Consider the following 23,675-nt stretch of genomic DNA (forward strand, 5'->3'; position numbering starts at 1 on the left):
TCTGGACGCTCTCGGAGAGGTCCGGCCAGATGAGGACGATTTCCACCGCGAGCACGACGACGAGCAGGCCGCCGATCACCCATTCGACTCGACGCCTGCGGGGCGTCGGGCGGGTGTCTTGGGCGTCAGTCATACGCGTCCATTACACATGGCCGGTGATCACACCGTGTATCCGCCGTCGACGTCGAGTTTCTGTCCGGTGACGAAACCCGCCCGGTCGCTCGCGAGGAAGCAGACCGCCTCGGCGACGTCCGCGGCGGTGCCGAACCGGCGTAGCGGTATCCGGCTCATGGCGGCGTCGAGTGCGCGCTGATCGAGTTCTTCGGAGTTGATCAGCCGCTCGGCCATGCCGTCGGTGAGCATTCCCGGGCCCACCGAATTGAAGCGGACGCCGTAGCGGCCCTCCTCGGCGGCGAATCCCTTGACCAGCTGTTCGATCGCACCCTTGGTGCCCGGCGACAGTCCGTCGCGCACCGGATATCGGCTGGTGGCCGCGGTCGTGACCGCGACGACGGAACCGGACGCTTCCCGCAGCGCGGGGAGGGCGGCCTTGACGACGGTGAAGAAGGCCACCGCTTCCTGTTCGAGGTGCTCGGCGTAGTCCCGGGGAGCGATCTCGGACAGGTGGATCATCGGAATGTGCGGTCCCGCGGCGTGAACGAGGACGCCGAGGCCGCCGAAGTGTTCGATGGTCTGTGTCACGACACTCGCGACGCGGGGCTGGTCGGTGAGGTCGGCGGAGAACGCCTGCGCTCCGACGCCGCGGCTTTCCAGTTCGCCGACGAGGTCCGCGGCGACGTCGGCGTTGGATCGGTAGGTGATGGCCACGTCGTGGCCGAGGGTCGCGAGTTGCCGTGCGATGGCCGAGCCGATGCCGCCGGTGCCGCCCGTGACCAGTGCGGCGCAGCGACGTCGGGGGGTGCTGGTGGCGGGTGTCGCCATGAGGAACTCCAAGCGTGTGAGGAACGAGCGCCCCTAACCTAGCAACTGCTTGGTTTCGGTGGGTGGGGAACAGTTCACCCCGGCCGAGCGCAGCCTAGCCTGGCTATCCGACCAGGCCTTTTCGTCTTAGCCTGAACGCATGTCAGCAGAGAACGCCGAGCGGGCCGAGCCCTCGCGGCATCCCGACGAGCCGCACGCACCGAGTCTGGCGAGCCGCCTCAACTGGTTGCGGGCCGGCGTTCTCGGCGCCAACGACGGCATCGTGTCGACCGCCGGCCTGGTGGTCGGGGTGGCCGCGGCCACCACCGAACGATCGGCGATCTTCACCGCCGGATTCGCGGGTCTCGCGGCCGGGGCGGTGTCGATGGCCCTGGGCGAGTACGTCTCGGTGAGCACCCAGCGCGACACCGAACGCGCTCTTTTGTCGAAGGAACGCCGCGAACTCACCGAAACCCCCGACGTCGAGTTCGAGGAACTCGTCGCGATGTACGAGGCCAAGGGGCTGAGTGGCGACACCGCCCGGACGGTCGCGCGCGAACTCACCGACCACGATGCGTTCGCCGCCCACGTGGACATCGAACTGGGCATCGACCCGGACGACCTGACCAACCCCTGGCAGGCTGCGGGATCCTCGGCGCTGTCCTTCACGCTCGGCGCCCTCGTCCCGCTGCTGGCGATCCTCGTACCGCCTGTGCACCTGCGCATTCCGGTGGCGTTCTTCGCCGTGCTGGTCGCGCTGGCCCTCACGGGCACCGTCAGCGCGGCTCTCGGCGGCGCACAGCGCACCCGGGCAGTGCTCCGCGTCGTGCTGGGCGGGGCACTCGCGATGATCGTCACGTACGGCATCGGCCAGCTGGTGGGAACGGGCATCGCCTAGCTTCGGGCGACAGTCACTCGCTCCGGCAGATCATGACCGGACATTTCGCGTGGTGGAGCAGATTCTGGCTCGTCGAGCCCATCAGCGCGCCGAGCCACGGTCCCCGGCCGTGGCTGCCGACGACGATGAGCTGGGCGTCCCCTGCATGCCGCAGGATGACGTCGGCTGCGGCACCCTGCTCGGCCACCCTCGTCACGGACACGTCCGGGTATCGTTCCGACTCGCCCGCGAGGCCCTCGGACAGCAGCGCCTCCTCTTCCTGCTTCACGGCGTCCCAGTCGACGAGCATGCCGGTGCCGCCCGCGCCGAGCGTGGGGGAGCCCTGCCACGTGTGGACGGCGGTCAGCGGCGCCTCGAAGAACGACGCGAATTCGAATGCGTGGGCCACGGCGTCGCGGCTGAGGTCGCTTCCGTCGACCCCGACCACCACCGGACGCTGGTCGGGTGTGGTGACTTCACCCCGGAGAACGGTCACCGGGCAGGGTGCGCGGTTGACGACGTGCAGCGCCGTCGAGCCGAGCAGCACCGAACGGATCGCTCCCGTTCCCGTGGATCCGAGCACGATCAACCGCGCCCAGTCGGCGGCCTCGAGCAGTGCGGTGCCCGCGGGACCGGGACTGATGGTCGTCTCGATCTCCAGACCGGGGAACTTCGGTCCCAGTAGCCGCTTCGCCGTCCCGATGATGGCCTCGCCGTCCTCGCGCAGCTGACTGAGGAACTGCGACTCCAGCATGATCGCAGCGGGGCTGTACAGCGGGCCGTCCTGCGGCAGTGCGTGCACGAGCGACAGCGTGGCACCCCACTTCGACGCGACTGCGGCGCCCCACAGGGCGGCGGCGGTGGAGGCGTCGGATCCGTCCAGGCCGACGACGACGGAATGACTGGCGGGTGTGCTCACGTCTGGCTCCCTTCGCTCACGCTGTTGGGGGTACTCCCCGACTGTGCCCTACTTCCAGACTTTTCGGGCCGCCTTCCTCGCGGTCTTCCACTCGGGTTTCACGAGCGGCGTCAGGGTATCGCCGCGATCGAGCTCACGCTGCAAGAGCATTCCGAGGCCCAGGCTCGACTCGGCGGAGTGCTGATCCTCCGCGACCATCGCGAGGATGTGGTCCCGTGCGACGACGGCGTCCTGGTACTCGCCGAGCACGTCCTGAAAGCCCTTGAATTTCGTCTGAGCGCGGTCGGACGCCTTCGGTGTCAGCGACCGCGTCGCCTCGATCGCATAGCGCATTCGCTTGGCGCGCTTGCGCGCCCGGTGTGTCCGTGCGTCGCGCTCGGCCCGGGTGGTCGCGGACGCCGCCTTCCGCACGCGCTTGTGGACGGACTTCGACAAGGTGCGCAGGGATTTCGCCACGGCCTTCTTCGACGGGCCACCGTCCCCGGACGCCTCGACGGCGACCAGGAACGTATCGAGTCCGGCGAGCAGGTCGAGGTAGCGCCGGGAGTTCAGGGCGGCCAGTGCTGCGGGCCGGGCCGTCGCGGCGAGTCCCGAGAAGTACTCGTCGAGGCGCGCACGCACGACCTCGCGGTCGGGTATTTCCTCGGCGCCACCCAGCCGGTCCACGAGCCGGCTCCACTGCACCTCGGTGTCCCGCGCCGAGCCGAGGGCCTGACCGACCCAGCGGAGTTCGACGATCAACTCGTCGACGGTTTCCTGATCGCGCAGGCTGGACCCGTACACCTGGAGGACACTCCGGATGCGCCGGGCCGAGACCCGGAGGTCGTGGACGGACTCCTCGAGGTCGCGCCGCACGCCGAGGTCGGCCGTCACGAGAGAATCCTTCTGCGCCGCCAGATACTCCAGCAGCAGTGTCCGGGGAGTGGACCCCTTCGTCCTGCGCGCGGGGCGCGGGGTGCCGGTCACCGCGTCGCCGAGCGCCCGCCGCAACTTCGACGGCGCGTCCGACCGAGCTATCCCGGCGTCCGTCAGCCGGGAGTCGATGGCGTCGAACAGGTTTCGGTCTCCGGCCGCGAGCTCCACTTCGATCTCGCGCCACACCCGCTCGTCGGATCCGGTGCCCTTCTCGGGGACGGCGGCGATCACGACGTCCGAGACGACCTCGGCGAGCGTCGTCCCCGCCGCGTCCACGAGCCGCTGCCGTTCGCGATCGGTGCTGATGAGAGCGACCGGGTTCAGGGCGGCGCCGCGGGTGACGGCAGTGAGCAGTTCCGCGAATTCCCGGGGCACTTCCGTCTCGGGGAGCTCGGCGTCGGGCGCCAACTGCAACTCGGTTCGCTCGTCCGCGCCTGCCGGGATCTTCAGATGCCAGCCGGCGTCGTCGCCGCCTTCCCGGCGGCGGAGGGTGATTCCGGCGCGCAGCAGCAGAAGTTCGCCGGTGTCGTAGTACAGGGCGGACAGCTGAACGGTGTCGCGCCGCGGTTCACCGTCCACACCGGGCAATCCCGAGAGGCTGGGTATCTGCTGCTCCGAACCGGCCTCGTACTTGCGTTCCACTTCGGAGACGGACGTCGCGGTACTCATGTCCCCATCCTTCCGTCTGACCGGCCCGGGGGAAAGAAGCCGAGGTCACTTCGGCCAGTCGAGGCTCCGGACGCTCGCGAAGCGTCGCGTGACGCCGGAGTGGGGGTCGACGAATTCGACGGACCGGGCCAGCAGCCGCAGCGGCGTCGAATAGTCGTCGGCGGCAACGTCGTAGAAGTCGGGATAGAAGTTGTCGCCGTGGATCGGGATGCCCAGCGAACTCATGTGCAGCCGCAACTGGTGCGTCTTGCCGGTGTGCGGCAGCAGCCGGTACCGGGCCGCGTCGCCGTGGACCTCGAGGAGTTCGATGCGGCTCTCGCTGTTGGCGGGACCGTCCACCTCGTACGCCTTCAGGACGCCTCGCTCCTTGACGATTCGACTGCGGACGGTGGCGGGTAGCGGGAGATCGGGGTCGTAACGCGCGACCGCCTCGTACTCCTTGACCACCCGGCGCTGGTCGAACAGCGACTGGTAGTCGCGCCGGACCTCACGCCGCACCGTGAAGATCAGCACCCCGGCGGTCAACCGGTCGAGCCGGTGCGCGGGTGTCAGTTCCGGGAGGTCGAGGTCTCTGCGCAACCGGACCAGCGCCGACTCGGCGATGTACGCGCCGCGTGGGGTGCTGGCCAGGAAGTGGGGTTTGTCCACGACGAGGAGGTTCTCGTCGCGGTGGAGGATCTCGATCTCGAACGGCACCCGTGTCTCGACTGGCGGATCCCGGTACAGGTACACGAATCTTCGGGGTGCGAACGGGGTGGAGTCGGTGATCGGCTGCCCGCGCTCGTCGACGACTTCCGCGGTGGCCACCTTCTCGCGGAGGCGCGTCTCGTCGTGCGGGAAACGCGCGACCAGGTACTCGAGCACGGTGGGCCACGAGCCGTCGTCCGGCATCCTCAGCCGCGTCGGGTTGAGGCCGTCGCGGACGGGAAGTGGGGCGTCGGGCACCCCGTCACGGTAGACGACAGGCTGCGGAAATCCGCCGTTGACCGCGGGGGGACTCATGGTTACTATCCGGTAAGTTTGTGACGCGGGCCACCCTGACTGGTCGCTGAGGCGCGTCATCGGAGGATTTCACGGGGGTTCGTGGTGATCGTGCGTCGATGGGCGTTTCGACCGGGTGTGGTGGCAGTCGCTCTGGCGGTGGGGGTGGGGCTCGCGGTGGTGCCCACGGTGACGGCGTCGGCGGATCCGACGGGCGGGGCGGCGGGGGCCGCGTGGAACGCCGCGGTCGACGCGCCGCCCGAGTACCCGGTGATCGCGATCGACTGGGACGTCCCCATCACCATGAGCGACGGAACGGTGCTGAAGGCCAACGTCTATCGCCCCGCGGACGCCTCCGGCAACCCGATCGACACCAGGATGCCGTCGGTCCTCAACGTCACGCCGTACACGAAGCTGGTCGGCAACCTCGTCGATTCCGTGTTCGCGGTGCCGGGGCTCGAGGACACCGTCGTCGACCTGGTGAACTCCTTCGATCTCGCCGGAACACCGTTCGACGGCGTCGGGGAAGCGGTCAAGGTGCTCACCGGTGGCGGCATGCGCGTCTTCGGCATCAACCGCGACCTCGTCCGGAACGGGTACACCCAGGTGGTCGTCGATGCGCGGGGCACCGGCTTCTCTCAAGGGGAATGGCAGGCACTCGGTCCGCTCGAGCAGCAGGACTCCGTCGAGATCATCGACTGGATGAGCAAGCAGGGATGGTCCGACGGCAAGGTCGGCATGGCGGGGGTGTCGTACTCGGGAATCAATTCGCTGCAGGCCGCGGGGCATCAGCCGCCGGCGTTGAAGGCGATCTTCCCGACCGAACCGGGCAACGATCTGCTCCGCGACATCGTCGGAACGGGCGGTGGTCTCGGCGTGGGATTCATGCCGCTGTGGCTGTCACTGGTCAACGGTCTCAAGTTCGTTCCCGACATCCAGGCCCTTGCGCAGGGGCGCTTCGACCAGCGGTGGCTGCAGGATCGGTTGCGGGATCCGCTGACGCTGTTCCCCGCACTGATCGAGGCCATGACCGCGCCGGACATCAACGGTCTCGACCCCGGCACGCTGCGGGTGGCGCAGGACGGCCAGTTCTACGAGGAGCGGAAGGCGCAGGCCGCGAACATCGAGGTGCCGACGATGCTCTACGGCGCGTGGCACGACATCTTCGCGAACAGCGAGCCGCGGGTCTACAACGACGTCCCGCTGCCTGCCGGTGAGAAGCAGCTGATCATGAGCGACGCCTACCACATCTCATTCGGTGGCGGCTTCGGCGAACAGGGTGCGCCGCCACGACTCGACGTCCTCGAACGCGCCTGGTTCGACAAGTGGCTGAAGGGCATCGACAACGGCATCGACGAGTACGGCCCGGTCACGCTGTACCAGCAGGGCAACGGCTGGACCACCACCGATCAGTTCCCGCGGGCCGGTGTCGACTACCAGCGGATGTACCTGTCGGGTGCCCCCAGTGGCACCGCCGGGCACGCCGCCCACGACGGCAGCCTGGTGTCGGCGAAACCCGGCGACGCAGCACGACTCACCGTCGCACCCGGCCTCCGCGGGCTCTGTTCCCGCGACGGCGCACAGGGCACCGCAGGAGCTGCCGTCGTCTTCGGATCGGTGTGCAGCAAGGACTCCCGGTTCGCCGAGGCCGAGGGGCTGACGTTCACCAGCGCCCCCGTCACGCAGCCGACCGAGCTGTCGGGTCCGGTCAATCTGCACCTCGAAACCGTGCTCGACGCCCCGGACGGATTCTGGGCGGTGACACTGAACGACGTCGCACCGGACGGCACGTCGACCCCGCTCACCAATGGTGCGCTCACCGCTTCCATGCGGGCCGTGGACGATTCGAAGAGCACCAAGTCGGCGAACGGCGACTACACCGAACCGCACCACTATCTGACGGTGGACGCACGTCAGCCGCTGGTGCCGGGTGAAGTGACACCGGTGGACATCAACTTCGTGCCCACCGACGCCGTCCTCGCGCCGGGGCACCGGCTGCGCGTCGACGTGTACGCGGGCAGCGTCCCCCGGTACCTGCCGCTCGGACCGATTCTGGCCGACAGTCAACTGAAGCCGCAGCACGTCGCGTTGTCCCCGGATCGGCCGAGTTTCGTCAATCTGCCGCTGGTCGGAGCGCAGGCGTGGTGAAAGGTGCACGCCACGTCCCGAGATCCGTAGGGTTGACGCCATGACCAAGTGGACAGCTTCGGACATCGTCGATCAGAGCGGCCGCACGTTCGTCGTCACGGGCGCCAACAGTGGTCTGGGGGAGGTGGCCGCGCGGGCCCTGGGCAAGGCGGGGGCGCACGTCGTGCTGGCCTGCCGCAACACCCACAAGGGGGAGGTCGTCGCACGGTCGATCGGTGACAACGCCGAGGTGCGCCGCCTCGATCTGTCCGACCTCGCCTCGGTGCGCGAGTTCGCCGCCGGCGTCGAGTCCGTCGACGTTCTCGTGAACAACGCGGGCGTGATGGCGGTTCCGCAGCGCAAGACCGCCGACGGATTCGAAATGCAGATCGGCACAAATCATCTCGGGCACTTCGCATTGACCGGCCTGCTGCTCGACAGGATCACCGATCGGGTCGCCACGATGTCGAGTGCGGCACATCAGGCGGGAACGATTCACCTCGACGACCTCAACTGGGAGCGCCGCAAGTACAACCGCTGGAGCGCGTACGGGCAGTCGAAACTCGCGAATCTGCTGTTCACATACGAGTTGCAGCGCAGGCTGTCGGCGGCGGGGTCACCCGTGAAAGCGGTGGCCGCGCACCCCGGTTACGCGTCGACCAATCTGCAGGCCCACACCGAGTCGGTGCAGGACAAGCTGATGGCCGTCGGCAACCGGATCTTCGCGCAGTCGGCGGAGATGGGGGCGCTGCCGATGCTGTACGCGGCAACGGCACCCGATGTGATCGGTGGCAGCTACATCGGGCCGGACGGCCTGTTCGAGCAGCGTGGCCATCCGAAGGTGGTGGGCTCCAACAAGAAGTCGCGGGACGAGCACACCGCGCGGGCGCTGTGGGCGCTGTCGGAGGACCTGACGGGCGTCGAGTTCAAGTTCGGGTGACGCGACGCCCGTCAGGGTTGCTCAGTCTTCGGTGACCTCGAGGGTGACGTCGATGTTGCCGCGGGTGGCGTTGGAGTAGGGGCACACCTGGTGTGCCTTCTCGGTCAGCTCGAGCGCCTCGGCGCGCGGCAGGTGGGGCAGGGAAACCTCGAGGGTGACGGCGAGACCGAATCCGCCGCTGTCCGTCGGGCCGATGCCGACGCGGGCGCCGACGGCCGAGTCGGCGACGTTCGCCTTCGCCTGACGGCCGACCAGCTGGAGCGCGGAGTGGAAGCATGCCGCGTATCCGGCGGCGAACAACTGCTCGGGGTTGGTGCCGTCGCCGGACCCGCCCATCTCGGTGGGGATCGCGAGGTTCAGGTCGAGCTTGCCGTCGGACGTGCGGGCGTGGCCGTTGCGGCCTTCTCCGGTCGCGAGGGCTTCGGCGGTGTAGACGATCTTCATGGTTACTTCTCTCCTGTAGGGGTGGTGAAGCTGTGGAGTGATTCGGTGAGACGCGACAGTGTGTCCCGGAGGGCGACGAGTTCGTCGATCTCCATTCCCGTCGAGTCGGCGAGTTCGGCGGGGATGCCCTCCGCGGCGGCGCGGAGGGCCGCACCCTTCTCGGTGAGGTGGATCCCGACCCGGCGCTCGTCGGCCGAGGAGCGCCGGCGTTCGACCAGGCCCAGGGTTTCGAGCCGCTTGAGCAGTGGCGACAGCGTGCCGGTGTCGAGGTCGAGGGCGTCGCAGATCTCACGTACTCCGCGGCCGTCCCGTTCCCAGAGCACCAACAGCACGAGGTACTGCGGGTAGGTCACTCCCAACGAGTCGAGCATCGACCGGTATCTCGCCGTCATGGCCCGGGAAGCCGAGTACAGGGCGAAGCACACCTGGCGGTCGAGGGTGAGGTTGTCGGTCACCCCTGAATAGTTGCACACAACTAGGTTGTGCACAACCAAGAACTGGAATCGGTGATTGCGCTTACACTGTTGGCCAGTGACACGGGGTGCTGCCCGGCGACGAGCCGGACGGCTGAGAACAGACCCGTCGAACCTGAACTGGGTAATGCCGGCGAAGGGATGTCGCGGAGACGGCCGTATGCGCTCATCCGATGTCTCGTCGCCGACCGAACGGAAGGTGACAGCATGCAGCTCGACAAGCAGATCGTCCTGGTGACCGGCGGTGGGCGGGGCCTCGGCGCCGCCATCGTGCGGTCGTTCGCGGCGCAGAACGCGCGGGTGATCGTGAACTACCGGAACAGCCGGGAGGCGGCCGAAGAACTCGCGACCTCCCTGGGCGCGGACCGTGCGGTCGCGCTCCGGGCCGACGTCACGGACGCCGGACAGGTGGCGGCGCTGTTCTCCGCGGCGGAAGAACACTTCGGCTCACCGGTGACCACGGTGATCAACAACGCGCTCGCCGACTTCTCCTTCAACGGCGACGCACGCGACAAGGCGGACGTCATCACGTGGGATGCCTTCGACTCGCAGCTGCGTGGCAGCGTGAAGGCGACCCTGCACACGACGCAGGCCGCGCTGCCGGGCATGCGTTCGCTCGGGTTCGGCCGGATCGTGAACATCGGAACCAACCTGTTCCAGAACCCCGTCGTCCCGTACCACGACTACACGGCCGCCAAGGCCGCGGCGTTGTCGCTGACCCGCACGCTCGCGGCCGACCTCGGTCCCGACGGCATCACCGTCAACATGGTGTCGGGCGGGCTGCTCCGCACCACCGACGCGAGCGCCGCCACTCCCGACGAGGTGTTCGACCTCATCGCGGCGAGCACCCCGCTGCAGCGGGTCACCACGCCGGACGAGTTCGCCGACGCGGTGCTGTTCTTCGCGTCCCCGTGGTCGCGTGCGGTGACCGGCCAGAACCTCGTCGTCGACGGCGGACTGGTCAAGGACTGACATGAGCGACGCCCGGCAACTGCACTTCAACGCGTTCCTCTACAGCTGCGGGCACCACGGCGCCGCGTGGCGGCACCCCTCGTCCCAGGTGGAGCGCCTCTGCGACATCGCCTACTACGAGGAGTTGGCGCAGACCGCGGAGCGCGGATGCCTCGACGCGGTGTTCTTCGCGGACGGGCATTCGGTGCGCGACCCCGCATCCGGAGGCATGTGGTTCCTCGAACCGCTCACCGCGCTGTCCGCGATGGCGCGGGCGACGGAGCGGGTCGGACTCGTGACGACGGTGTCCACCACGTTCTACACACCGTTCCACGCCGCCCGGATGCTGGCGTCGCTCGACCACATCAGCGGCGGCCGTGCCGGCTGGAACGTGGTGACGTCCATGTTCGACGCCGAAGCGCGCAACCACGGACTCGAGGCGATGCCGCCGCACGACGAACGCTATTCGCGCGCCGCGGAGTTCGTCGACGTGGCACTTGCTCTGTGGGATTCGTGGGAGCCCGACGCGCTCGTGCTCGACCGTGAGGGCATCTTCGCGGACCCGGCCAAGGTGAAGCCGGTCGAGCATCGGGGAAAGCATTTCCTCGTGGACGGTCCGCTGAACGTGCCGCATTCGCCGCAGGGTCGTCCCGTGCTGTTCCAGGCCGGCGCGTCCGATCAGGGCCGCGACCTGGCCGCCCGGTGCGCCGAGGGCATCTACGCCGTCGCCTACGACCTCACGGCCGCGCAGAGCTACTACGGCGACGTGAAGCGGCGCATCCGTGCGGCGGGCCGCGACGCCGACGCGGTGGTCGTGATGCCCGGTCTGGTGACCTATGTCGGCTCGACCGGTGCGGAGGCCCGGCGGAAGAAGGCGGAACTCGACGCGCTTCTGCCCGTCGAACAGTCGCTGGCGCAGTTGTCGATGTTCGTCCAGCAGGACTGCAGTGCCTGGGAATTGGACGCACCGGTTCCCGCGCTGCCGCCACTGTCGGAGTTCACCGGGCCGCAGGGCCGGTACGACACGATCCTGCGGATCATCGACAAGGACCGTCCCACCGTGCGGTCGCTGCTGGGCACGTTGGCGGCCGGTGGCGGCCACTGCACCATGATCGGAACCCCGGAATCGATCGCCGACGAGATCGAGGTGTGGTTCCGCCGCGGCGGGGCCGATGGCTTCAACCTGATGCCGCCGCTCTACCCGAACGGCCTCGCCGACTTCGTCGACGAGGTGATCCCCGTCCTGCAGAAGCGTGGACTGTTCCGCGCGGAGTATGAGACAGACACTCTGCGCGACCATCTCCGGGGGCGCCCGTAGTTGCCACCACAAAGAACACAACCTTCTCTAAGTACGCAACAGTGACTGTGAGCGTCCCTCCCCCCGACACTGGCTGTTATCGCGATCACACCACGACGCGAGTTCGGACGAGGAGTGGCAATGCTGGTAGCACTCGGCTTTCTGATGGTGGCCGTGTTCATGTTCTTGATCATGTCCAAACGGGCCACTCCCGTGGTCGGGTTGATCGCCGTCCCGGTCGCATTCGGGATCGCGGCCGGGGCCGGCCTCGGCATCGGCGACATGATCACCGACGGGATCAAGGCGCTGGCACCGACGGCCGCCTTGCTGTTCTTCGCGATCATCTTCTTCGGGATCATGATCGACGTCGGCTTGTTCGACCCGCTGGTGAAACTCATCCTCCGGCTCGTCCGCAACGACCCCATGCGGCTCGTCGTCGGCACCGCGGTGCTCGCGATGGTGGTGTCGCTGGACGGTGACGGATCCACGACGTTCATCATCGTGACGTCCGCACTGCTGCCGCTGTACATGAAGCTGAAGGTCAGCCCCGTGGTTCTGACGGTGGTCGCCGGCCTCGCGAACGGCGCGATGAACATCGTCCCGTGGGGTGGACCGACGGTCCGGGCAGCCGCGGCGCTGGGAATCTCACCGTCGGACGTGTTCGTGCCGATGATCCCGTCGCTGGTGGTCGGACTGCTCGTCGTGCTGCTGTTCGCCGTGCAGCTGGGCTACAGCGAACGCCGCCGCATCGGAACGCTCGAACTCACCGACGAGCGTCTCCTCGTCTCCGCAGGCTCCGGCCTCCGGCGGTCCGTGACCGGATCCGGATCCGGGGGCAATGGTGACGCACCCCGAACGGGTGGCGGCTCCGGCGACGCCGGATCGGACGACGGCCAGGGCTTCGTCGACGGTCTCGACCCCCAGCGGCCCACGCTGCGGCCGAAGCTGCTGTGGTTCAACGCGCTCGTGACGGTGGCGCTCCTCGTCGTGCTCGTGATGGACGTACTGCCTATTCCGGTCCTGTTCATGGTTGCCGCATCGATCGCGCTGACGGTGAACTTCCCGCGGGTCAAGGAACAGCAGGAAGCGATCACCCGCCACTCGTCGAGCATCGTCTCCGTGGTCGCGATGGTGTTCGCCGCGGCCGTGCTCACCGGCGTATTCCAGGGCACCGGAATGGTCGAGGCCATGGCGCAGTGGCTGCTCGAAATCATCCCGGCCTCGCTCGGACCGCACCTGGCCGTCATCACGGGCATCCTGAGCCTGCCGTTCACGTTCTTCATGAGCAACGACGCCTTCTACTTCGGCATCATGCCCGTGCTCGCCGAGACGGCGGCCACGTACGGCATCGAGCCGGTCGAGATGGCCCGCGCATCCATCACCGGCCAGACGTTCCACATGCAGAGCCCCCTCGTCCCGGCCATCCTCCTGCTCGTGACCCTGGCGGGTGTCCCGCTGGCGGACCATCACAAGAAGGTGCTGTGGCGCGCGGCGCTGGTGTCGCTGTCGATGCTGGTGATCGGTGTGGTCCTCGGCCAGATCCCCTGGTGACCTAGTCCTCGGTGTCGGTGTCGGTGTCGGTGGCGGGGCCCTCAGGGGTCGCGCCACCTTCGCCGCTCCAGTCGGCGCCCGAACTCTTGTCGTCCTCGGCCGGATCGGACATCACGTCCTTGTCCGCGCCCGGGGCGCCGCTGTCGGTGGTCGTGGTCTTCGGTCCGGATGCGTCCTTCGGTGTCATGTCCGACGAATACCCCGCCGGCAGGGTTCTCCAATCAGACGGACCCGGGTCTGCAATTCGAAAACTCCGTCGGGGATTGGCAGGTGAACAATACTTCGACGTAGTGTTCCCCGGGTTATCGACGATGAAGGAGTGGGACTGTGGCGCGCAAAGTTGTTGTCGAACGCATCGACGACATCGACGGAACTCCGATCAAGAACGGTAAGGGGGAGACCATTCCGTTCTCTGTCGACGGCGTCGACTACGAGATCGATCTGAAGGTCAAGAACGCCAGGGAATTCCACAAGACTCTCGACTACTACATCGAGCATGCAACTCGGGTCGGTGGAAGAAAGCGTCGGTCGACTCCTGCAGTGGCACCGTCGCAGGGACGGAGCCAGGCAAAGGAAATTCGAGAATGGGCGACGTCGCAGGGGTATGAGTTGTCCACGCGTGGACGTATTCCTGCCGAGATCGAGGAAGCGTACAACGCCGCTCACTGAGTCAACGGTGTCGCGGATGGTCGGCGCCTCCAGCCGCCCTGTTCAGGTCGGCTGGAGGCTGTAATCGGTCGTCAGTATCGGCGCGCTGCGTGAAATGACATGGAGTTCATGGCTACTCGCGTGACCGGCCGTCCCGGAGCGGGTGCGTGGACGACTGTGTCGTTCCCTGCATAGATCCCCGCGTGGCCGCCCCCGTAGAAGAGGACGACGTCACCGGGTTGCAGGTCGCTCTCGTCCACGGCGGTCCCGTGTCGTAGTTGCTCGTAGGTGGTGCGCGGAACGGCTACACCGGCCTGTTTGTACGCCCATTGAACGAGCCCGGAGCTGTCGAAGGCGCGGTGGTCGCCGGCGCCGCGGATGCACGGGATTCCGATTCTGGATGCGGCGGCATGCAGTGCGTGGCGTCCCGGCCGCACCGGAGGCCGGCGGAGCGTGTGAACCAGGTGATATCCGTGATTCCCGGTGTGTGGGTTCATGCCGTCGTTACTCCAGTGCGCTCGGTGTGGTGTCGCGTCGTCGAGACGTCCGATTACAGGGTGTTCCCGGCGCGATCCGGGCGCATCGGCCGAATTACCCGGATACGTGCCTGTCTTCTCTGCGGATTCGACGGCCGCCGGGTAAACCATTCGATCTGGTCGGTTTGGTACTCGCGAGTAGTGCGGGCCCCTCGTAACGTCGATCGGGTAACTGTCAGGTCAAAGGGAGTGGTCCGCTACGTCCTGTGGACTGGGATGAAGGAAGGCGGACGATGACGATCCGAGAATCGGCGAACTGTGCTTTCGGTGTCGCACGCTTGGTGTTCGACGCGGGAGCTGCCCTCCTGTCCGTTGCCGTGGCGGTACCGGTCGCCTTCGCCGCGGGCGAGGCGAGATCGATGGCACTCACGGCACGTGGTGACATCACGCCGGCCGCCGGGCCGGCGGACAGCGAGCATGTGCACGACCTGGGGACCGTCGTCGAACTGATCTAGCCGACACCGAATCGTTCTACCCGCTCGTCACCCCGTGGTGGAGTGTGCTCCGGTCATCAAGGCGGCGAGGTCGTCCGGTTCGAGGAACGACGGGGGCGGCGGTGGCCCCCAGGCGTACAGACCTTGCAGGCTGTGGAGCACTTCCGGTGACCAGAGTTCGTCCTCGGGGACGGTGTCCATGTCGGAGTAGTACTCGGAGAAGTTCCCCGCCGGGTCCTTGAGGTACCAGAAGAAGTTCGCGCCGGCATAGTGCCGTCCGAGACCCCAGATGTGGCGTTCGGGGTTGTTCTCGAGCATCGCGTGGGCGCCGCGGCCGACCTCGTCGATGTCGTCGACCTGCCAGCTGGTGTGATGCAGGAAGTTCACCGGTGCGGCCATGACGAGCACGTTGTGGTGCTCGGCGGAGCAGCGCAGGAACGCGGCCTTGTCGCCCATGTAGTCGCTGACCTTGAATCCGAGACCCTCGGTGAAGAATTGCATCGTGGTCTGGAGGTCGGTGGACCCGATCACCGCGTGCCCGAGTTTGCGGGGGCGCACCGGCTCGGTGCGGGTGAGGAACGGGGCCCGCCCCCAGCGGTCGATGCGCCCAGGCCCGTTGTACGGCGTCGGCAACACCGCGGGCTCGATGACGATCCGGGGCCGGACCGCCACCCTGACGATCGTGCCGGTGACCGGTTCGACGGCACTGACGGACGTGCCGTTCTGCTCGATCGCCACACCGAGCCCGGTCAGCCGTGAAGTGATGGCGGTGATGTCGTCCGGGTCGTCGGCGGCGACGGTCAATTCGACCAGCCGCCGGGTCGGGGCGTGCACGATGTGGAGTTGTTCGCCGCCGTTGCGGGTGGCGAACACCCCGTTCCCGCGGTGCTCGAGGCCGAATTCGATGTAGTAGGCGATGGTGTCGTCGACGTTGGGGACGCCGACGGTGACCTTGCCCAGTCCGTGCAGTGCCATGATCGGTGTCCTCTACTTCGCGTCGGGGTCGGCGACGAAACGCTGATGAAGTGTGCCGATGCCGTCGATCCAGCTGTCGAGTTTCTCGCCGGCCTGCAGGAACCGTTGCGGGTCGCGGCCGACGCCGACGCCGGCGGGGGTGCCGGTGAAGATGACATCACCCGGATAGAGGGTCACGGTGCGGGAGAGGGTGGCGATCAGCTTCGAGACCGGGAAGATCAGGTCGCGGGTGCGGCCCTTCTGCACTTGTTCACCGTCGATGGTGCAGCCGAGTTCGAGGTCGTCGGGGTCGGTGAACTCGTCCGAGGTGACCAGCCACGGACCTTGCGGAGAGAAACCGGCGAACGATTTTCCGAGCCCGAATTGCGGTGCGGGACCACGGGTCTGGGTGATCCGTTCGGAGATGTCCTGTCCGGCGGTGAGGCCGGCGACGTGGGACCAGGCGTCGGCCTCGTCGATGTTGGTGGTGTCGCGGCCGATGACGGCGACGAGTTCGATCTCCCAGTCGACGTTGCCGCCGGCGGGAACCACGACGTCGGTGTCGGGGCCGGTGAAGCTGGAGGAGTACTTGGTGAACACCGGCGGCACATGGGTGGGGGATTCGAAACCGGATTCGGCGGCGTGCGCGTGGTAGTTCAGCCCGACCGCGAACACCTGCCGGGGAGCCGGTGACGGTGCACCCAGCAGGGACCGGTCGATCGGGAAGCTGTCGTCGGCCAGGGCCGAGAGGTCCTGGTCGGTGGCCCAGGCGGTGACATCGTCCCAAGCCTGATAGACGGCGGGCAGGTCGGGGCCGAACCGGCCACGGGAGGCGTGAGCGAGGTCGACGCCCCGCTCGGCCCCCTCGGCTCCGATGACGAGGGCGGCACGGTCGTCGATGTTGGCGATACGCATGAAAGTGGTTCTCCTGGAGCGGTGTCTGTTATGTGTGGTCAGAGATCTGCGTTGACGGAGGCGGGTGTCGGCCTCGTATCGGAAGGGGCGGGGGTGACCCGGCGCGGGGACGGCAGGGCCAGGAAGGCGACGGCGCACAGCACCGTCAGCGCGGCGACGACGTAGAGGACTGCGGTGTAGCTTCCTGTTCGGTCCACCACGGCACCGACCCACAGGGGCGCGATACCGCCTCCGAGGACGAACGCCATATAGGGGCCTGCATAGGCCTTTCCGAAGGCGGCGAGTCCGAAGTACCGCGACGTGAAGTAGCCCACCATGTCCAGCTCGGCGCCGAGCATGCACCCCAGCGTAAAGGCCAGGACGGGGGCGAATCCGACTCCGCCGACTGCGAACAGCACGACGCCGGTGGCGCACAGCAGGCAGAGCGAGGCCGCGACCGCGGTAGGCCGGAGGATGTCGATGAGCAGTCCGATCACCAGTCGGCTCAGGATGACCGCGAGTCCCATGATCGATGCGATCGATGCCGCACCGCCGACGCTCATCCCGTACTGCCGAAGCATAGGGACCAGGTAGGGGACGAGGCCGGTGAAGGCGACCGACATCAGGCCGAATGTGAGAATCAGCCGCCAGTAGAGCGGGTTCCGACGGATGGTGGCGAAGTCGTCACCGTCGTCGGCCGACCGTCCGGCCGTGCCCGGCGTACTTACGCTTCGGGGTGCGACCTTCAGGAGGAAGACGGTGGGAAGGGTCCCGGCGAGCGCAATGCAGGCCAACGTGAGGTAGCCGAGCCGCCATCCTTCGAGTTCGATGACGCGTCCGATGGCGACCGGAATGATGGCGCCGGAGAGTCCCATTCCCATCATCGTGATGCCGAGCGCGAGGCCCCTGGCGCGGTCGAACCAGCTGCTCACCGCCCGAGTGAAGGCAATCGGTCCGGAACTTGCACCGAAGAATCCGATCAACGCCATCGCTGTCATGTAGGCCGGCACCGAGTGCACGACCGTTCCCAGTGCGGTGAATCCGGTTGCCAGGCACAGTGCTCCGGCAATCGTCGGGGCCTTGACTCCGAACTTGTCGACGGCGTAGCCGACGACGGGGGCGGCGAGTGCCATCCCGAAGGTCAGCAAGGTGATGGACAGCCCGTACATTGCGGCGCTGAGGCCGATCTCCCTACCGAGATCGCCGGTGAACAGACCCGCCGAGTAGATGGCGAGCCCGGATACCCCGGTGCCGACACCCACGGCGGCCGCTGACAGAGTCGGCCACCCGCGCCGGAATTCGTCCCCGCGTGACATGGTCAATGCCTTGCTCCTTTGTTGCGGTGGTGATGACCATCACTGTTCCTGTTCTCGGGTTATCCGGGAAGCGGCAACACCTGATGGAGGGAATTCGTGCGGTGAATACACCCTGTTCGGACGGGGGGGTCACGCGCACACGAGTGCTAGCGGCCGGCGCGTCTTCCCAGGATCCGTCGTTGCGATGCCTCCGCCGCGCTCACGAGAGCGGACGGATCACACCCGAGCACGACTCCGCCGCGCTTGACGAATCGCCCGCCGATGAGCACCGACTCGACATTGCCTTCATGAGCGGCGAGGACCACGGACGCCATCGGATCGAGTACGGGCACCAGGTTCAGGTCGGTTGCACGCACCAGGATGATGTCGGCCTGCTTGCCGGGAGTGAGCGAGCCGATGCGATCGCCCTGCCCGACCGCTCTCGCCCCCTCGATGGTGGCGAATGCCAGCACATCGTGCAGGAACAGCTGCGCCCGATCGGCGGTGACGGAGCTGTGCCCACCGCCCATCCACGAACGGTGGTAGCCGAAGAGCATTCGCATCTGCGTGAACATGTCTCCGCTGCATTTGGTTTCGGTATCCCCGCTGAGGCTCGGTCGTACACCGGCGGCGAGCATGCGGTCGAGGGGGATGTCGCCGATGCCTTGTGAGTTGAGCTCGCAGTGCACGCCGATCGACACGGTGGCACCGGCGTCGGCGATCATCGCGAGTTCGGCGTCGGAGGAGCGGCAGCAGTGCACGAACGTCAGGTCGTCGGCGAGAAGGCCCGCGTTGTCGTACTGCGCCACGGCGTGGACCGGTTCGTTGTGCGCGTACGCACCGGCATGCACCGACGTGCGGATGCCCAGGTCGCGCGCGAGGGCGAGGTCGGCCTGCCATACCCCGGGCGCTGCCATCTCGGGGCCTCTGGCCGCCATCGCCAACGTCACGAGTCCGCCGGGGTCGGCGAAGTGCTCCTTCTGCAGCCGTTCGATGTCGGCCGGGTGGGTGAGCGTGCTGTTCTCGGTCCACCGGCCGTCGCCCTGCAGGGGCCATCCGTGGCCGAAGACGGCACGGATACCCGACTCGCGCAGACCGGCGACGGCAGCGTCGGAATGCTCGGGCGAGTTCTGGATGTGGGACCAGTCGAAGAGGGTGGTCGTGCCTGCACTCAGCGCCGAGACCGCGCCGAGGAGGTTACCGACCCTGACGTCCTCGGGCTCGTACGCCGCCCCGATTCCCCTGAGCATTTCGTCGAAGTACTGGAGGGGATCGAGTTCGGCGTACCCGTGCCGCATGACGCTCTGCCAGGTGTGGCGGTGAGTGTCGACGAAGCCGGGAAGCGCGATCATGCCGTCGACGTCGACGACCTCGACGCCCGGTTCGACGTCGATCCTCACGTCGATTCCGGCGATCAGATCGTCGCTGATCAGGATGTCGGCTCGGTCGACGTTTCCGATGGCCGGATCGACGCTGACGACCGTTGCTCCGCGGAGGAGTGTGCGGCGTGGGCGGGCATGACTCGGGTCCATGAGTGTCCTGTTCGGAGAGAGGCAGATTGACTGTCCTCAGTCTCATTTTCCCGCGGTTATTTGGGAACGCCGGGTTGCCTATAGTTTGTATCCATGAGCTCGATACAGCGGATCTCCGGTCATCGCGCCAAGCTGGACCTCAACCTCATCGTGTCTTTGGACGCGCTCCTGCGCGAGCGGAGTGTGAGCCGCGCGGCGATCGAGGTCGGCCTGAGCCAGCCGGCAATGAGTGCGGCGCTCGCACGGCTTCGGAGGTACTTCGGGGATCCGCTACTGGCGCGGGTCGGCAACTCGTATCAACTCACGCCGCTCGCCCGCAGCCTGGTCGAGCGCACGACGGTGGCGATCTCCGCAGTCGATCGAGTGCTCGACGCCGAGCCGGGCATCGAGATCGAACGGTCCAGCCGCGAGTTCACCCTGATCATGTCCGACTACATGCTCGCCGCCGTCGGCGACACCATCACCCGCGATCTGCTGGCGCAGGCTCCGCACCTGCGCATCAACTTCGTCCAGTTGCGACCGGAGATCGTCGACCGCGCATCGGACAGTCTCCGTACCGCCGATGCCCTGGTCGTACCCCGTGGCTTCGTCAGCGACCTGCCCTCGGTCGACCTCTTCTCCGACCGGTGGGTCTGCGTGGTGGCCGAGGACAACGAGCACGTCGGGGACGCAATACGGCTGGACCAGCTCACCGAATACCCGTGGGCTGTGTTTCAGACGCATCCCCACGCCGCGACGACACCGCTGCATCAGGTCAGGGCTCAGGGAGTCGAACCGTACGTGCAGGTTGTCGGCGAGAACTATCTGGCTCTGCCGTATTTCGTCGCCCACACCGATCGTATCGCCCTTCTGCCGGAGCGATTGGCGGCCCGGATGAGCGGCGGAATGGGAATCCGGTCGGTCGACTTCCCGTTGAATCTCGCCCCACTGAACCATGCGCTGTGGTGGCACCCGATGTACAACGCGGATCCCGAACACCGCTGGCTCAGAGCGCAACTCGTGAAGTCACTCGAGTGAGTGCCGGACCCTCCCGGCATGTCATTCGACGGCGAGGCACCGCTTGATCGCCAGCTGTGCGTCCTCGCGTGCGGGGGCGTCGGCGCTGGCCCAGGCGATGTATCCGTCCGGCCTGACCAGCAGGCTCTTGACGTCGCCCAGCCCGGCGGGTGCCAGCACGATGTGTCCGGTGTGTGTGCGAACCGGCGCGCCCTGCAGATCGAGGTCCGCGTAGGTGCCCGCCCCGGTGGCGTCGACGAGGACGACAGCGGAATCGCGCAGCATTTCACCCATCCTCATCGGACCGGTCGCGGTGACGAGATCCAGGTCGGGACAGCGGTATCCGACCATCAGGTGTTGGTGCGACTCAGCAGAGTAGGGGAACGACAATCCGTTGAGTTCGAGTCCGATTCGGCGATTGACCTCCGGAATGGGCAACAGATCGCGTTCGAACATCCGCTTGAACGCCACGCCCTCCGGTGTGAAGTCGAACTGGACCGAACACTGCGCCGCGACACTGCGCAACAGTGCTTCCGCCACCGGGCGGCGTTCGGCCTCGTAGGTTTCCAAGAGCGCCGGTCCTGCGTGTTCATTGATGACCGCGGCAAGCTTCCACCCGAGGTTGAACGCATCCTGGATGCAGAAGTTCATCCCGACGCCGCTGGCGGGATAGTGGATGCGCGCCGATTCGCCGACGAGGAACACTCGACCCTGCTGGAATTTCGTTGCGATTCTGAGCGAATCGGTGAAACGGGACGCCCACACCAGATCGTCGAACGGCAGGTCCTTCTCCAGAACATCGGTGAGGCATCGGCGAACCTCGTCGGCCGTGACCGGCTCCGACGCAGAAGCGTGCCTGCGCTCGGCGTGCACGATGTTGAACCGGGTGATGGACTCGTTCTCACCGAACGGAAACGAGGTGACCCAGCCCTTGTCGTTGTCGATCATCCGCCGCGCTTCGGGCCAGGGCCGATCCATCCTCAGGTCTGCCACGATTCCGGTGAATGTCGGCCCGTGGCCCTCGAAACCGAGACCGAGCTGCGACCGCACGATACTCCGCCCGCCGTCCGCGCCGACCAGATAATCGGCTGACAGCCTCACGGGTCCGCCCTCGGCCGCCGCGGTCACGGTCACGGCGGTCGACTGCTGGACGACGGATTCGACAGTCACCCCGTGCCTGACCACGACACCGAGACGGAGCGCTTCCTCGAGCAACAGTTCCTCGGTGTGATTCTGGGGCAGAACCAGCCGAAACCCGAACCTCGATTCGAGGTGACGCCATTCCACGGGTTGCATTCCCGCCCAGATATGCACGGGAATCAGCGGATTGGACCGAATGGTCGCGGCGCGGTCGATGAACTTCTGCGCCAGGCCTCGAGAATCGAGAAGCTCGAGAACCCTCGGCAGAACGGTTCCGGCCCGCGACTGCACCGGCTGCGTTCGACGTTCGAGGACGACAACTTCGACTCCGGCCCGGGCCAGTTCGGTCGCGACCGTCAGACCCGACGGTCCGCCGCCGACGACTATTACTCGAGCGGTCATTTCGAATCACTCTCCTTGTTGTACGGCATTGTGGGGAAGCGGGGGTGTGTGGCAGGGCCCGCCCAGGTGTTCGTGCAGGAACGCGGCGACGTCGGCGATCGTGGCGTCCGTGTCGAACGCGGAGTCCTCGTGGTTGGCGCCCTCGAGAAGGCGCAGGCGCACCGTCTCCCCGCGGCGTCGAAGTTCCTGTGCCATCCGCAGGCTCTGCTGCACCGACGTGACCGAGTCGCGTGTTCCGTGGAGCAGGAAGACCGGCACGTGGATGTCGTGCGCCCTCGCGAACGGGCTGATGGCGGCGAGGTCACGATCGCTCATCGCCGACTCGTCGACGCCCAGTAATCGGGCCCTCAGGTAGCGAGATGACGGCGGTGCGGGGACACCTGACGGCCAGTCCTGCTCGAGGATCTCCCGAGGTATCGGCGAGCCGGTGTCCGGGCGGTCGAGGTCGCCGTGGGAGGTGAGGTCGTAACATCCGAAGTAGCCGACAGCGGCCTGCACGGGTGGACCCGGCACGTCGTGCGGTGCCCGCCGAATCGCCGGAGCGGCGGTGGCCAGAAGCGCGAGATGGGCACCTGCCGATGCGCCCCAGAGCGCGACACGATTCGCGTCGATACCGAAGGCTTGTCCGGGACCTTTCAGCCACTCGATCGCGGTCACGATGTCGAGGATCTGGGCGGGGAAGGGAGCCACAGTGGAGGGGCGGTAGTCGATGCTCGCGACAGCAAATCCGTGCCGCGCGAGCCGCTCCGCCCGTGCGGCATGACTCTTGCGAGATCCGATCATCCAACCACCGCCGTGCAGGTAGAGGACGACGGCGGGGGCGGCAACGCCGATCGGCAGAGACAGATCGAGCCGGAGGATGTGCCCGTCGGGACGCCCGAACTCGATGTCGGGACAGGATTGGATCTCGTATCGGGCGGACTGCCCGACCGGGGTTGTCACGTTGCCGTCACCTCTTCGTCTGGTCGCGGGATCCACTCATCGGGGTGGCCCGTGGCTCAAGGGTGGCGGATCAGGCAGTATTCGGGAATCGGCTGTTCTGTATGGGGGAGATCCATCGGACGAATAGCGTCAGTTCGGGGTGTGATTCGGGGTCGGCGGAGAACTACGGGGCCCCCGGCGCGGGGATACTCTGTCTCATCATCGCCCCTCACAGGCCTACTCTTCTTGAAAGATGGTAATTCCATGGCAGATTCACGGATCAAAACCCTGAGACCGGCCGAGTTGGACGTCGAGCAGAAGGCGTTGTACGACAGCATCGTGACGGGTCCGCGCGCACAGGGGCCCCAGCTGTTCGCGCTTCAGGATGACGAGGGCAGGCTCAACGGCCCCTTCGGGTTGATGTTGCACGTGCCCGGACTCGGTTCTGCGCTGCAGGAACTCGGGAGTGCGGTGCGCTATCGGACGGCGATGACCGCCCGGATCAGAGAAATCGCGATACTCACGGTCGCTGCCGCAACGGAGAGCGAATTCGAACGCTATGCCCACGAACGGGTCGGACACGCCGTCGGGTTGAGCGCCGAAGAGACGACGGCACTTCGGAGCGGCGAGTTCCGTTCCGAAGACACCACCGAACAGGCTGCGTACGACGTGTGCCGTCGTCTGCTCGCGGGCGCCGACACCCTCGGAGACGAGCACTTTCGTCGTTTCGAAGCCGGCCTCGGTCACTCGGCATTGCTCGAACTCGTGGTCCTGGTCGGCTATTACCGGACCCTGTCTCAGATGATGAATGTGTTCGGCGTCGGCGCACCGGCGGGTCTCGAAGACGAGTAGAACACC

Annotated in this window: 24 protein-coding genes and 1 riboswitch; of the genes, 10 read left to right on the top strand and 14 right to left on the bottom strand. The window is 67.0% G+C overall.

Translation table 11 applies throughout. The features are described from left to right. Nucleotides 1-159: 159 nt before the first annotated feature. A complete protein-coding gene (locus HGB39_RS18535; RefSeq protein WP_005572727.1) occupies nt 160-942 on the bottom strand; it encodes an SDR family NAD(P)-dependent oxidoreductase in 783 nt (260 codons plus the stop codon). A 139-nt stretch (nt 943-1,081) separates the two neighbouring features. Here HGB39_RS18535 and HGB39_RS18540 point away from each other — a divergent pair, with 139 nt between their 5' ends. Beyond that, nucleotides 1,082-1,819, top strand: coding sequence for a VIT1/CCC1 transporter family protein (locus HGB39_RS18540; RefSeq protein ID WP_005572726.1), 738 nt, complete (start codon nt 1,082-1,084; stop codon nt 1,817-1,819). Nucleotides 1,820-1,832: 13 nt separating this feature from the next. Here the strand turns inward: HGB39_RS18540 and HGB39_RS18545 are convergent, their stop codons facing one another. From HGB39_RS18545 to HGB39_RS18555, 3 genes are read right to left on the bottom strand one after another with little or no spacing between them, the layout of a single operon-like run. Then, a complete protein-coding gene (locus HGB39_RS18545) occupies nt 1,833-2,717 on the bottom strand; it encodes a universal stress protein (RefSeq protein WP_005572725.1) in 885 nt (294 codons plus the stop codon). A gap of 48 nt (nt 2,718-2,765) precedes the next feature. Beyond that, complete coding sequence (locus HGB39_RS18550) at nt 2,766-4,301, bottom strand: CYTH and CHAD domain-containing protein (protein ID WP_005572724.1); 1,536 nt, start codon at nt 4,299-4,301, stop codon at nt 2,766-2,768. Between the two features lie 45 nt (nt 4,302-4,346). Continuing rightward, complete coding sequence (locus HGB39_RS18555; protein WP_005572723.1) at nt 4,347-5,303, bottom strand: pseudouridine synthase; 957 nt, start codon at nt 5,301-5,303, stop codon at nt 4,347-4,349. Nucleotides 5,304-5,387: 84 nt separating this feature from the next. On the opposite strand from HGB39_RS18555, the gene HGB39_RS18560 reads away from it, so the two are divergent. Together HGB39_RS18560 and HGB39_RS18565 are read left to right on the top strand one after the other, a co-directional pair. Beyond that, entirely contained in the window at nt 5,388-7,430 is a 2,043-nt protein-coding gene (locus tag HGB39_RS18560) for a CocE/NonD family hydrolase (protein ID WP_267204521.1), read from the top strand. 40 nt (nt 7,431-7,470) lie between these two features. Continuing rightward, nucleotides 7,471-8,349 (top strand): oxidoreductase, encoded by an 879-nt coding sequence (locus HGB39_RS18565; RefSeq protein WP_005572720.1) that lies wholly within the window; start codon nt 7,471-7,473, stop codon nt 8,347-8,349. A gap of 21 nt (nt 8,350-8,370) precedes the next feature. Here the strand turns inward: HGB39_RS18565 and HGB39_RS18570 are convergent, their stop codons facing one another. Next, on the bottom strand, nt 8,371-8,793 hold the full coding sequence (locus HGB39_RS18570) for an organic hydroperoxide resistance protein (protein ID WP_005255157.1): 423 nt from the start codon (nt 8,791-8,793) through the stop codon (nt 8,371-8,373). A 2-nt stretch (nt 8,794-8,795) separates the two neighbouring features. Beyond that, nucleotides 8,796-9,248, bottom strand: a complete 453-nt coding sequence (locus HGB39_RS18575) for a MarR family winged helix-turn-helix transcriptional regulator (RefSeq protein WP_007301081.1) — start codon at nt 9,246-9,248, stop codon at nt 8,796-8,798. 72 nt (nt 9,249-9,320) lie between these two features. Beyond that, nucleotides 9,321-9,425: riboswitch (TPP riboswitch) on the top strand. A gap of 48 nt (nt 9,426-9,473) precedes the next feature. On the opposite strand from HGB39_RS18575, the gene HGB39_RS18580 reads away from it, so the two are divergent. The 3 genes from HGB39_RS18580 (at nt 9,474) to HGB39_RS18590 (ending at nt 13,065) form a co-directional block, all read left to right on the top strand. Next, nucleotides 9,474-10,238 carry a 3-oxoacyl-ACP reductase gene (locus tag HGB39_RS18580; protein WP_005572716.1) on the top strand — a complete coding sequence of 255 codons (765 nt, stop codon included), beginning with the start codon at nt 9,474-9,476 and terminating at the stop codon, nt 10,236-10,238. 1 nt (nt 10,239) lies between these two features. Then, nucleotides 10,240-11,535, top strand: a complete 1,296-nt coding sequence (locus HGB39_RS18585) for an LLM class flavin-dependent oxidoreductase (RefSeq protein WP_005572713.1) — start codon at nt 10,240-10,242, stop codon at nt 11,533-11,535. Nucleotides 11,536-11,655: 120 nt separating this feature from the next. Beyond that, on the top strand, nt 11,656-13,065 hold the full coding sequence (locus HGB39_RS18590) for a CitMHS family transporter (RefSeq protein WP_005572712.1): 1,410 nt from the start codon (nt 11,656-11,658) through the stop codon (nt 13,063-13,065). A gap of 1 nt (nt 13,066) precedes the next feature. Here the strand turns inward: HGB39_RS18590 and HGB39_RS18595 are convergent, their stop codons facing one another. Then, complete coding sequence (locus HGB39_RS18595) at nt 13,067-13,252, bottom strand: hypothetical protein (RefSeq protein WP_005255166.1); 186 nt, start codon at nt 13,250-13,252, stop codon at nt 13,067-13,069. A gap of 140 nt (nt 13,253-13,392) precedes the next feature. On the opposite strand from HGB39_RS18595, the gene HGB39_RS18600 reads away from it, so the two are divergent. Next, nucleotides 13,393-13,734: a histone-like nucleoid-structuring protein Lsr2 gene (locus tag HGB39_RS18600; RefSeq protein WP_005255167.1), complete on the top strand. Its 342-nt coding sequence runs from the start codon at nt 13,393-13,395 to the stop codon at nt 13,732-13,734. 71 nt (nt 13,735-13,805) lie between these two features. On the opposite strand, the gene HGB39_RS18605 is transcribed toward HGB39_RS18600, so the two are convergent. Then, nucleotides 13,806-14,210, bottom strand: a complete 405-nt coding sequence (locus HGB39_RS18605) for a C40 family peptidase (RefSeq protein ID WP_005572711.1) — start codon at nt 14,208-14,210, stop codon at nt 13,806-13,808. A gap of 272 nt (nt 14,211-14,482) precedes the next feature. Here HGB39_RS18605 and HGB39_RS18610 point away from each other — a divergent pair, with 272 nt between their 5' ends. Next, nucleotides 14,483-14,704 carry a hypothetical protein gene (locus HGB39_RS18610; RefSeq protein WP_005255171.1) on the top strand — a complete coding sequence of 74 codons (222 nt, stop codon included), beginning with the start codon at nt 14,483-14,485 and terminating at the stop codon, nt 14,702-14,704. Between the two features lie 27 nt (nt 14,705-14,731). On the opposite strand, the gene HGB39_RS18615 is transcribed toward HGB39_RS18610, so the two are convergent. From HGB39_RS18615 to HGB39_RS18630, 4 genes are all read right to left on the bottom strand, one after another. Further along, complete coding sequence (locus HGB39_RS18615) at nt 14,732-15,658, bottom strand: VOC family protein (RefSeq protein WP_005572710.1); 927 nt, start codon at nt 15,656-15,658, stop codon at nt 14,732-14,734. A 12-nt stretch (nt 15,659-15,670) separates the two neighbouring features. Continuing rightward, nucleotides 15,671-16,552: a fumarylacetoacetate hydrolase family protein gene (locus HGB39_RS18620; RefSeq protein WP_005572709.1), complete on the bottom strand. Its 882-nt coding sequence runs from the start codon at nt 16,550-16,552 to the stop codon at nt 15,671-15,673. A 38-nt stretch (nt 16,553-16,590) separates the two neighbouring features. Beyond that, nucleotides 16,591-17,847, bottom strand: coding sequence for an MFS transporter (locus tag HGB39_RS18625; RefSeq protein ID WP_005572708.1), 1,257 nt, complete (start codon nt 17,845-17,847; stop codon nt 16,591-16,593). Nucleotides 17,848-17,993: 146 nt separating this feature from the next. Next, nucleotides 17,994-19,358 (bottom strand): amidohydrolase family protein, encoded by a 1,365-nt coding sequence (locus HGB39_RS18630; protein WP_005572707.1) that lies wholly within the window; start codon nt 19,356-19,358, stop codon nt 17,994-17,996. Nucleotides 19,359-19,451: 93 nt separating this feature from the next. On the opposite strand from HGB39_RS18630, the gene HGB39_RS18635 reads away from it, so the two are divergent. Then, nucleotides 19,452-20,375 (top strand): LysR family transcriptional regulator, encoded by a 924-nt coding sequence (locus HGB39_RS18635; RefSeq protein ID WP_005572706.1) that lies wholly within the window; start codon nt 19,452-19,454, stop codon nt 20,373-20,375. A 21-nt stretch (nt 20,376-20,396) separates the two neighbouring features. On the opposite strand, the gene HGB39_RS18640 is transcribed toward HGB39_RS18635, so the two are convergent. Both HGB39_RS18640 and HGB39_RS18645 read right to left on the bottom strand, forming a co-directional pair. Then, complete coding sequence (locus HGB39_RS18640) at nt 20,397-21,896, bottom strand: FAD-dependent oxidoreductase (RefSeq protein ID WP_005572705.1); 1,500 nt, start codon at nt 21,894-21,896, stop codon at nt 20,397-20,399. A 6-nt stretch (nt 21,897-21,902) separates the two neighbouring features. Further along, on the bottom strand, nt 21,903-22,838 hold the full coding sequence (locus HGB39_RS18645; RefSeq protein WP_005572704.1) for an alpha/beta hydrolase: 936 nt from the start codon (nt 22,836-22,838) through the stop codon (nt 21,903-21,905). 243 nt (nt 22,839-23,081) lie between these two features. Here HGB39_RS18645 and HGB39_RS18650 point away from each other — a divergent pair, with 243 nt between their 5' ends. Further along, on the top strand, nt 23,082-23,669 hold the full coding sequence (locus HGB39_RS18650) for a carboxymuconolactone decarboxylase family protein (protein ID WP_005572703.1): 588 nt from the start codon (nt 23,082-23,084) through the stop codon (nt 23,667-23,669). Nucleotides 23,670-23,675: the final 6 nt, after the last annotated feature.

The sequence above is a fragment of the Rhodococcus opacus genome (genome assembly GCF_012396235.1).
Classification (GTDB): Bacteria; Actinomycetota; Actinomycetes; order Mycobacteriales; family Mycobacteriaceae; genus Rhodococcus_F; species Rhodococcus_F opacus.

What these genes read in the sequence shown, in the direction of transcription:
- HGB39_RS18535 (WP_005572727.1), bottom strand. Translation starts at nt 942, where the DNA reads ATGGCGACACCCGCCACCAGCACCCCCCGACGTCGCTGCGCCGCACTG.
- HGB39_RS18540 (WP_005572726.1), top strand. Translation starts at nt 1,082, where the DNA reads ATGTCAGCAGAGAACGCCGAGCGGGCCGAGCCCTCGCGGCATCCCGAC.
- HGB39_RS18550 (WP_005572724.1), bottom strand. Translation starts at nt 4,301, where the DNA reads ATGAGTACCGCGACGTCCGTCTCCGAAGTGGAACGCAAGTACGAGGCC.
- HGB39_RS18555 (WP_005572723.1), bottom strand. Translation starts at nt 5,303, where the DNA reads ATGAGTCCCCCCGCGGTCAACGGCGGATTTCCGCAGCCTGTCGTCTAC.
- HGB39_RS18565 (WP_005572720.1), top strand. Translation starts at nt 7,471, where the DNA reads ATGACCAAGTGGACAGCTTCGGACATCGTCGATCAGAGCGGCCGCACG.
- HGB39_RS18570 (WP_005255157.1), bottom strand. Translation starts at nt 8,793, where the DNA reads ATGAAGATCGTCTACACCGCCGAAGCCCTCGCGACCGGAGAAGGCCGC.
- HGB39_RS18580 (WP_005572716.1), top strand. Translation starts at nt 9,474, where the DNA reads ATGCAGCTCGACAAGCAGATCGTCCTGGTGACCGGCGGTGGGCGGGGC.
- HGB39_RS18585 (WP_005572713.1), top strand. Translation starts at nt 10,240, where the DNA reads ATGAGCGACGCCCGGCAACTGCACTTCAACGCGTTCCTCTACAGCTGC.
- HGB39_RS18590 (WP_005572712.1), top strand. Translation starts at nt 11,656, where the DNA reads ATGCTGGTAGCACTCGGCTTTCTGATGGTGGCCGTGTTCATGTTCTTG.
- HGB39_RS18595 (WP_005255166.1), bottom strand. Translation starts at nt 13,252, where the DNA reads ATGACACCGAAGGACGCATCCGGACCGAAGACCACGACCACCGACAGC.
- HGB39_RS18605 (WP_005572711.1), bottom strand. Translation starts at nt 14,210, where the DNA reads ATGAACCCACACACCGGGAATCACGGATATCACCTGGTTCACACGCTC.
- HGB39_RS18610 (WP_005255171.1), top strand. Translation starts at nt 14,483, where the DNA reads ATGACGATCCGAGAATCGGCGAACTGTGCTTTCGGTGTCGCACGCTTG.
- HGB39_RS18615 (WP_005572710.1), bottom strand. Translation starts at nt 15,658, where the DNA reads ATGGCACTGCACGGACTGGGCAAGGTCACCGTCGGCGTCCCCAACGTC.
- HGB39_RS18620 (WP_005572709.1), bottom strand. Translation starts at nt 16,552, where the DNA reads ATGCGTATCGCCAACATCGACGACCGTGCCGCCCTCGTCATCGGAGCC.
- HGB39_RS18625 (WP_005572708.1), bottom strand. Translation starts at nt 17,847, where the DNA reads ATGTCACGCGGGGACGAATTCCGGCGCGGGTGGCCGACTCTGTCAGCG.
- HGB39_RS18630 (WP_005572707.1), bottom strand. Translation starts at nt 19,358, where the DNA reads ATGGACCCGAGTCATGCCCGCCCACGCCGCACACTCCTCCGCGGAGCA.
- HGB39_RS18635 (WP_005572706.1), top strand. Translation starts at nt 19,452, where the DNA reads ATGAGCTCGATACAGCGGATCTCCGGTCATCGCGCCAAGCTGGACCTC.
- HGB39_RS18640 (WP_005572705.1), bottom strand. Translation starts at nt 21,896, where the DNA reads ATGACCGCTCGAGTAATAGTCGTCGGCGGCGGACCGTCGGGTCTGACG.
- HGB39_RS18650 (WP_005572703.1), top strand. Translation starts at nt 23,082, where the DNA reads ATGGCAGATTCACGGATCAAAACCCTGAGACCGGCCGAGTTGGACGTC.